The sequence below is a fragment of the Paeniglutamicibacter sp. ORCA_105 genome, from assembly GCF_045798545.1.
In the GTDB taxonomy this organism is placed as follows: domain Bacteria; phylum Actinomycetota; class Actinomycetes; order Actinomycetales; family Micrococcaceae; genus Paeniglutamicibacter; species Paeniglutamicibacter sulfureus.
Window position 1 is genome coordinate 40,012 of sequence record NZ_JBIXLM010000033.1, and the last position, 8,222, is coordinate 48,233.

At 66.9% G+C, this 8,222-nt stretch carries 7 protein-coding genes; 5 read left to right on the forward strand and 2 right to left on the reverse strand.

Annotation, left to right across the window (positions count from 1 at the left end):
- Positions 1-2 precede the first annotated feature (2 nt).
- Entirely contained in the window at positions 3-1,742 is a 1,740-nt protein-coding gene (locus tag ACIPUB_RS15235; protein WP_407608133.1) for a hypothetical protein, read from the reverse strand.
- Positions 1,743-2,158: 416 nt separating this feature from the next.
- On the opposite strand from ACIPUB_RS15235, the gene acs reads away from it, so the two are divergent.
- The 4 genes from acs (at position 2,159) to ACIPUB_RS15255 (ending at position 6,084) form a co-directional block, all read left to right on the forward strand.
- Complete coding sequence (gene acs / locus ACIPUB_RS15240) at positions 2,159-4,144, forward strand: acetate--CoA ligase (protein ID WP_407608134.1); 1,986 nt, start codon at positions 2,159-2,161, stop codon at positions 4,142-4,144.
- A 114-nt stretch (positions 4,145-4,258) separates the two neighbouring features.
- Complete coding sequence (gene aroQ, locus ACIPUB_RS15245; RefSeq protein ID WP_407608135.1) at positions 4,259-4,711, forward strand: type II 3-dehydroquinate dehydratase; 453 nt, start codon at positions 4,259-4,261, stop codon at positions 4,709-4,711.
- Between the two features lie 33 nt (positions 4,712-4,744).
- On the forward strand, positions 4,745-5,089 hold the full coding sequence (locus ACIPUB_RS15250; protein ID WP_407608136.1) for an MmcQ/YjbR family DNA-binding protein: 345 nt from the start codon (positions 4,745-4,747) through the stop codon (positions 5,087-5,089).
- Entirely contained in the window at positions 5,089-6,084 is a 996-nt protein-coding gene (locus ACIPUB_RS15255; RefSeq protein WP_407608137.1) for a DUF2332 domain-containing protein, read from the forward strand. Before ACIPUB_RS15250 ends, ACIPUB_RS15255 begins: the two co-directional genes overlap by 1 nt.
- Positions 6,085-6,115: 31 nt before the next feature.
- On the opposite strand, the gene ACIPUB_RS15260 is transcribed toward ACIPUB_RS15255, so the two are convergent.
- Positions 6,116-7,300 carry a MarP family serine protease gene (locus ACIPUB_RS15260; protein WP_407608138.1) on the reverse strand — a complete coding sequence of 395 codons (1,185 nt, stop codon included), beginning with the start codon at positions 7,298-7,300 and terminating at the stop codon, positions 6,116-6,118.
- Between the two features lie 208 nt (positions 7,301-7,508).
- On the opposite strand from ACIPUB_RS15260, the gene ACIPUB_RS15265 reads away from it, so the two are divergent.
- A complete protein-coding gene (locus ACIPUB_RS15265) occupies positions 7,509-8,186 on the forward strand; it encodes a Crp/Fnr family transcriptional regulator (protein WP_217390218.1) in 678 nt (225 codons plus the stop codon).
- The last annotated feature ends 36 nt before the right edge of the window (positions 8,187-8,222 follow it).

Here is an 8,222-nt window from a genome sequence, read left to right on the forward strand (position 1 = left end):
GGCTATTTGTCCGGGAATTGCAGGTCATCCAGGTTGCGCAGCACTGCCTGCCTGCCGTCGGCGAGGCTGATGAGGTACTCGTTGCCGCGATCCTCCAGGCACAGGATCCAGGTCCCGGGGTGCGCCGTGGAAAGCATCGTGCCGTTGGCCGGATGGAAAACCGGGCGCGGGTGGTTCAGTGCAAACCAGAAGCTGGCGGCTTCCCCGTCGTGGTCGTGGACCTCGGCCTTGGCCCCGAAGGAGGACTCGGACTCGGCCTTGGCGCGTTCCACGGCAGCTTGGTGGGCGGCGATGTCGGCCCGAGAGAGAGCCGCGGTGGCCTTGATGTCGGCGCCCGTCAGGGGCGTGGCCATGGTCGACGGGTGTGCGGATTGATTCGCCCCGGCGTCCGCACCCGTGGCAGCGGGTGCCTCGGGCTCGGGGGCCTTGTCTGCGGCAGCGGGCTTGGGATCCTGACCTGACGTGGCATCGGCATCGCTGCTGCCGCTGCGTCCGGCACCCTGCACCGCCGCGGTTCCGCTGGCGGCTCCAGCCACCTCGGGCTTCAAGGTTTCTTCCGCGGCGGAGTCCGTCGCGGCGTCCTGGGATTCCGCGCCCTGGGTCGAGGGCAGGCTGCCGGCGTAGGCTGCCTGCGCGTCGGTGCGCGACCCGGCACCGGTCTCCGCAGCGGAATCGGACTCGGGCTGGTGGCCGGCCTTGGCTTCGGCGACCGACTTCCACTCCGTGAGCGGGTGCGCGGCATCGGCCTGGTCCTGGGTGACATCCTCCGACGCACCGTGGGCTTGCTGCCCGTCGCGGGCTTCCGCCTTCTGTGCGTGGGGTGCCTCCGGCTTCACCGATGCCGGCTCAGCCGTGTCGGCGTCTTTGCCAGCTGTGTCTGGGGCAGTGGCCTCGGAACCCCGGCGCTGAGTGGCGGCAGGCGTCGATTCCTGGTCCGGGGCGGGGAAATCCTTCACGGGAGCGGGTGCGGGCGCCGCAACCCCCGCGGCGGCCGCAGCGGCCCCTGCGCCGGCCATGGCACCGGCGACGGGTGCGGAAGCCGAGGTGGACTCCCGGTGGTCTTCGGACCTGTTGGGCGCGGGCGTGCCGGGTCGTCGGGCGGAAGCGGTCCCGGCACCGCCGGCGCTGCTTGCGCCGAAGCCTTCGGATTCCGCCTCGGCGGCCTGCCCGTCGGTGGACTTGGCGGCCTGCCCGTCGGTGGACTTGGCTTTCTTCTCCGCCGGCTCCTTGGGGGCCTGCGCCACCGGGTGCACATCGGCACCGAGCACCGAGTCGTCGCCGGACACGAAGTCGCGGCGGAAGATTCCCAGGTAGGTGGCAAGAGTGGTGCCGGCGATCATGGCCAACGCACCGAGAAGCCCGATCAGGTAGGCCGCGGACATGGAGGCCACGTAGGAGTTGAAGAAGTAGGCGGCAGCGAACAGCGCCACCACCGAACCGGCCTGGTCGAGGCTCAGCGAGGCAACGCGCACGCGGGTGCGGCCGGTGAGCCGGCGCCACAGGAACCCGGCGGCGATGCCCAGCGGCAGCAGCAGCGAGACAAAGAGGTGGAAGGGCAGTCCCGGGAAGATCCACATGTTCACCGACACGGACCTGTTCCACGGGATCGGGACCAACGACCCCACGAGCACCAACACCCCGCCGAGAATGACGAGGGCGTCGCGCATCGACAGCGGCCCGAGGACCGGCTTGAGCGTGTGCCCGGGTTGCGAACCCTGTGCCTTGGCGTGCACCTTATCCATATGAAGACCCCGCTTCTGCTATGTGTTGCGTTCTGTCCCTGCGCCGGCACCGGCATGTGATCCCGCGGCACACCCGTGACTCGGGCGGCCGTTGTCCGGGTTGGCCGGAAAGGCAAAGGCTACTGACAACACTATCCGCGCAGCGGCACAACCGACGTGTTACGGCACACCGGGTCGCCTTTCAGCCCCGCATCTGCCGGCGCGGTGCGGCAGGTTGATGCCCGCCGCACCGGACTGCGGTCAAGCGGCACTCCAAGACGGCCCGCCCGGGACCGCTGAACGCCATCGGGATGCCGTTCAGCGCACAATCGCCACCCTCCACTGTCATACTTGTGACGGGCCACACCCCGATGAGCCATGCGGCTGTAACCTGAATCACAAGATCCATTTGTTTGTTATCGGAAGGACCAAAACCCGTGTCGGATACCCACACCCCCACGCTTGACAACCTCTCGCATGAAACCCGCTCCTTCGCTCCGAGCGCGGAGTTCGCGGCCAATGCCATTGGCACGTCCGCGCAATCCGAGGCCGCCGCGGCGGACCGCCTGGGCTACTGGGCCGACCAGGCACGCAAGACACTGACCTGGGACACCGACTTCACCGAAGTCCTCGACTGGTCGGCCGCCCCGGTGGCCAGATGGTTTGCCGACGGCAAGGTCAACGCCGCCTACAACGCGCTGGACCGCCACGTCGAAAACGGCCTGGGCGACCGCGTCGCCATCCATTTCGAGGGCGAGCCGGGCGACACCCGCAGCTACACCTACGCACAACTCACCACCGCAGTGAAGCAGGCCGCCAACGCCTTCGAGTCCCTCGGCGTGGCCAAGGGCGACCGCGTGGCCGTCTACCTGCCGATGATCCCCGAGGCAGTGATCACCATGCTGGCCTGCGCCCGCATCGGCGCCATCCACTCGGTGGTCTTCGGCGGCTTCTCCGCCGACGCCCTGCGCAGCCGCATCGACGACGCGCAGGCCAAGCTCGTGGTCACCGCCGACGGCACCTGGCGCCGCGGCAAGCCCTCGGCACTGAAGCCCGCCGTCGATGAGGCCCTGGCGAAGGAAGGCCACACCGTCCAAAACGTGCTGGTGGTCAAGCGCAACGGGCAGGACGTCGAATGGAACGACGGCCTGGACAAGTGGTGGTCCGAGACGGTCGACACCGCCTCCGTCGAGCACACCGCCGTGGGACACGAGGCCGAGCACCCGCTCTTCGTGCTCTACACCTCCGGCACCACCGGCAAGCCCAAGGGCATCATCCACACCACCGGCGGCTACCTCACCCAGGCCGCCGCCACCCACCGCGACACCTTCGACCTGCACCCCGAGTCCGACGTGTTCTGGTGCACCGCCGACATCGGCTGGGTCACGGGCCACTCCTACGTCACCTACGCCCCGCTGATCAACGGCGCCACCCAGGTCATGTACGAGGGCACCCCGGATTCCCCGCACCAGGGCCGCTGGTGGGAGATCATTGAAAAGTACGGGGTCACCATCCTGTACACGGCCCCCACCGCCATCCGCACCTTCATGAAGTGGGGCCGGCAGATCCCGGATTCCTACGATCTCTCGTCCCTGCGCGTGCTCGGCTCGGTGGGCGAACCCATCAACCCCGAGGCGTGGATGTGGTACCGCGACGTCATCGGCACCAACAACGGGAAAAACGGGGAACGCAAGGATCACCCGACCCCGATCGTCGACACCTGGTGGCAGACCGAAACCGGCGCGCACATGATCGCCCCGCTCCCGGGCGTCACCGCCACCAAGCCGGGCTCCGCGCAGACCCCGGTTCCCGGCATCACCGTGGACGTGGTCGATGAGATGGGCGTTTCCGTGGGCAACGGCGAGGGCGGCTTCCTGGTCATCCGCGACCCGTGGCCGGGCATGCTGCGTGGCATCTGGGGCGACATGGAGCGGTACAAGGACACCTACTGGTCCCGGTTCGAGGGCATGTACTTCGCCGGCGACGGTGCCAAGAAGGACGAGGACGGCGACATCTGGCTGCTGGGCCGCGTGGACGACGTCATGAACGTCTCCGGGCACCGCCTGTCCACCACCGAGATCGAATCCTCGCTGGTCGCCCACCCGTACGTGGCCGAGGCCGCCGTGGTCGGTGCGAAGGACGAGACCACCGGCGAGGCCGTGGTCGCGTTCGTGATCCTGCAGATCGAGCCGGAGGAAGGCGAGGACGTGGTGGCCACGCTGCGCAACCACGTCGGCAAGGACATCGGCCCGATCGCCAAGCCGCGCCACATCCTGGTGGTCCCCGAGCTGCCCAAGACCCGCTCGGGGAAGATCATGCGCCGCCTGCTCAAGGACGTCGCCGAGGGCCGCGAGGTCGGGGACGCCACCACGCTGGCGGACAACACCGTGATGACGCAGATCGCCGAATCGATGCGCAAGTAGCACCTGCACCGGCGGGAGGGGGGAAGGGCTTCGGCCCCTCCCCCCTCCCGTCATTTAACGCAAGAACGGCTTGCCGCCACGGCCCGAACCACGCAGACTGCCTAAAGTGGACTCATGAGTGAAAACAACACGCCGCGCATCCTGGTCCTCAACGGCCCCAACCTCAATCTCCTGGGCACCCGGGAGCCGGAGATCTACGGCCACGAGACCCTGAGCGATGTCGAGGAGCTCTGCCGTGCCGCCGCCGGGAAGTCGGGCTACGAGATCGAGTTCCTGCAGTCAAACCACGAGGGCGTGCTCATCGACGCGATCCATGCGGCCAGGGGCGCCGTGGCGGGCATCGTGTTCAACCCCGGCGCGTTCACCCACACCTCCGTGGCCCTGGCCGACGCGATTTCCGGCGTCCAGCTGCCGGTGATCGAGGTCCACATCTCCAATGTGCACCGCCGCGAGGCCTTCCGCCACCATTCCTACATTTCCCCGGTGGCGGCCTCCATCATTGTGGGCGCGGGCGTCAACGGGTACGTCCTGGGTGTCCAGCAACTCATCCACCTCGCCGGGAAGTAGTTCCCCGGCGCGCCGGATCGGTATCGTGGGGCCATGAGCACCGAAGACGACGTCCGCAGGCTGTGCCTGGCCCTTCCAGGGGTCGTCGAAAGACCCAGCTGGCAACGTCCGGCGTGGTTCGCCAAAACCCTGATGGCCCGCATATGGGAAGACGGTGTGCTCACCGTGAAAACCGGCGAGCGCGAGGCCCTGGCGGCCATGGACCCCGGCACCTACTTCTGGACACCGCACCATGAGCGCTCGCCAATGCTGCTGCTGGTCAGGCTCGAACGCATCGACCTTGCGGAGCTCGAGGAGCTCCTGCTCGAATCGCACCGGCTGGCAGGCGGCACCGTTTCAGCAGACCTGCCGGGACATGACACCTCGGAGGCGGGCTGATGGGCACCGAACCAACGCAGGGCGCCGCGGAGCTGTACCTCGACTACGCCCGGCACTGGTTCACCGGGCACAGCGAGCTGTACGGGCAGTGGGCCGGAGGGGTCGCCGGCAGCAAGGCACTGCTGGAACTCATCGCGGAGCTGCCCGCGCCCAAGCGCCAGCCCAACCTCGTCTTTGCCGCTGCGCGCTTCCACGGGTGCCCCGACGAACCGTTTCCAGTCCTGGAGAGCTACCTCGGCAGTCATTGGCCGAAGGTCCGCCGGATCATCATGGGCCGCGCCACGCAGACCAACGAGGCCGGGCGCTGCGCCACGCTGCTGCCGGCCCTGGCGATGGTGGAGGAGCAGGAGAAACGCCCCCTGGCGTTGATTGAGGTGGGCCCATCCGCGGGCCTGTGCCTGCTGCCGGATCTCTACTCCTACTCCTACGACGGAGCGCCGCGGCTCGGCACCGGTTCCCCGTTGCTGCGCTGCACCACCACCGGCAATCCGCCGATCCCCCGGGCCCTGCCCGACATCGCCTGGCGGGCAGGGGTCGACCTGAACCCGTTGGACGGCACCGATCCTGACACCGTGGCGTGGCTCCGGGCCCTGGTCTGGCCCGGGCAGGAAGCACGCCTCGAGCAGCTGGATGCCGCCCTGGCCACCTTGGCCACGCTCACGTCGGGTGAACTGCAAGGGGTCGCGGGACCGCCGCTGATCCTGTCCGGGGACCTGAACGAACGCATTGTCGAGCTGGTCGAGGCGGCGCCGAAACATGCAGTGCCGGTGGTCATGCACTCGGCGGTGCTGGCCTACCTGGACGAGCCCCGGCGGACCCGCTTTGCAGAAACCATCGCCACTCTGGGCTGCCGCTGGATTTCCAACGAGGCGTTCTTTATGGATGGATCGAACCAGACCAGGGAGAGCTCCGAGGGCAACCACTTCACGCTGGCACTGGACAGGGTTCCCCTGGCCCGCACCGGGCAGCATGGGGCACAGCTCGATTGGCTCTAAGCCAAGTGGCGGCAGCAGCTGGCCCGTGCGCTTAGTGCGGCGAGCAGGCGCCCGTGGGAACCGCTTCCCTGGATCCTTCGGACTTCTCCAGTGCCGCGTCGAGCTCTTCAAGGGCCAGTGCGTAGCCGACGTCTGCGGCGCCCTTGGCCTTGGCGAAGACCATGCCCACCACGCGGCCCTGGGAATCGAGCACCGGTCCGCCGGAGTTGCCCTGCTCGACCTTGGCGGCCAGCTGGTAGATGCGCAGCGGCGTCGGTTCGGCGCCGTAGATGTTCTGGATCGAGACGGTGCTCAGGGACTCGACCACGGCTCCCATGGCGCGGAACGACCCGCCCCCGGGGTAGCCCAGGAATGCCGCGGTGTCACCGCGCTCCAGGTCCTCACCGCGCTCCAGCGGCTTCAAGCCAAGTCCTGGCACCTCCAGGACAGCTATGTCGGCAACGGAGTCGAAGTACACGACGCTTCCCGAGAGCACTTGCCCATCCTGAGTGGTCACGGACGGCTCGGTGATCCCGGCAACCACGTGCGCGTTGGTCATCACCCGGTCCGATGCATAGACAAAGCCGGAACCGGACTGGTTCACGCCGCAGGCGTAGGCGGTGCCAATGATCTTGACGACCGATCCCTCGGCCGCCTCGACGCCACTGCCAAGGTCCTCCGCCTCGGGAACGTCGATGGCGACCTTCGGTGCAAAAGGCTCAAAAAGCTCCGGAAGCGTCTGGCCCATGACCTGGGCGCGGGCCTCGGTGACAAAATTGGTGATCGGCTTCGGCGTCCAGGCCTGGATCGTGGACAGCACCCGTGAGTCTGCCACTTGCTGGGAAACCCAGGGCACGCCCATCGTCGCTGCCGATAGTGCGATTGCGGAGATCACCAGGGCGGCCATGACGGTGTTGGCAACGCCGCCAAGCAACCTGTCAAAGGTCTTCAGCACCGGGAAGTTCAGCCATAAGCGGATTCGGGACCCGATGGCCATCCCGATTCCCTGGCCAATCAAGATGAAAATCAACCCGGCGGCAACGATCCAGAAGATTCGCCATCCCGGGTTCGTCACCCACGTCGATACGAGGGGGATTCCGTAGAACGCGGCTATTCCACCGGCGAGGAAACCAACGATCGCCCCGAGCGTGACAAAGAAGCCTTTACGCAGGCCAGAGGCCAAAAAGCTGATCAAGGAGATGATGAGCAGCAGGTCCAGCCATGTCAATCCCAACATTCAGTGTGGACTCCTGCCCCTCATACCGTGTTGCCCGACCCAAAATGGGGCCCAAAACACTATTCGTTGCCACGAGTCTAGACCGGCCGCCTGTGTGAAGCCCGCGATTCTAACCACATTTAGCCTGATTTGGCGTGTGGAAGCTGTCACATGGGCCAACCGTACGGCACAATTAGGTGAGCGCTAACGACAGTTGACAGGAGATTTTATGGACATCGAGGTACTGCGCCGAGCACCACTCTTCGCTTCATTGAGCGACGAGGTGTTCTCTGCACTGACTGAAGAACTATCTGAAGTGGATCTGTCCCGTGGCGCCTCGGTCTTCCGCGAGGGCGACCAGGGCGACCAGCTCTACTTCATCGTTTCGGGCAAGATCAAGCTGGGGCGCACTTCCACGGACGGTCGTGAAAACCTCATTGCCGTTCTCGGCCCGGGCGAATTGTTCGGCGAAATGGCCTTGTTCGACCCAAGCCCGCGCAACGCCACCGCTACCGCCGTCTCCGAGACGCGTCTGGCCGGCCTTCGCCACGAAAACCTGCGCAAGGTCATCCTGACCAGCCCGGAGGTTTCGGTCCAGTTGCTGCAGGCCCTGGCTTCGCGCCTGCGCCGCACGAACGAGTCCTTGGCCGACTTGGTCTTCTCGGATGTTCCGGGCCGTGTCGCCAAGGCACTGCTGGACTTGGCCGACCGCTTCGGTCGTCCGGCCACCGACGGCATCCTGGTTGCACACGAGCTGACGCAGGAAGAACTGGCGCAGCTGGTGGGCGCCTCGCGCGAAACCGTGAACAAGGCCCTGGCCGAGTTCGTGCAGCGCGGTTGGCTGCGTCTTGAGGCACGCGCCGTCGTGATCCTGGACATCCAGCGTCTGCGCCAGCGTTCACGCTAAAGCGCACGATGCAGGAACAGGTGTGGGGGGGGGGGG

What these genes read in the sequence shown, in the direction of transcription:
- ACIPUB_RS15235 (WP_407608133.1), bottom strand. Translation starts at nt 1,742, where the DNA reads ATGGATAAGGTGCACGCCAAGGCACAGGGTTCGCAACCCGGGCACACG.
- aroQ (WP_407608135.1), top strand. Translation starts at nt 4,259, where the DNA reads ATGAGTGAAAACAACACGCCGCGCATCCTGGTCCTCAACGGCCCCAAC.
- ACIPUB_RS15250 (WP_407608136.1), top strand. Translation starts at nt 4,745, where the DNA reads ATGAGCACCGAAGACGACGTCCGCAGGCTGTGCCTGGCCCTTCCAGGG.
- ACIPUB_RS15255 (WP_407608137.1), top strand. Translation starts at nt 5,089, where the DNA reads ATGGGCACCGAACCAACGCAGGGCGCCGCGGAGCTGTACCTCGACTAC.
- ACIPUB_RS15260 (WP_407608138.1), bottom strand. Translation starts at nt 7,300, where the DNA reads ATGTTGGGATTGACATGGCTGGACCTGCTGCTCATCATCTCCTTGATC.
- ACIPUB_RS15265 (WP_217390218.1), top strand. Translation starts at nt 7,509, where the DNA reads ATGGACATCGAGGTACTGCGCCGAGCACCACTCTTCGCTTCATTGAGC.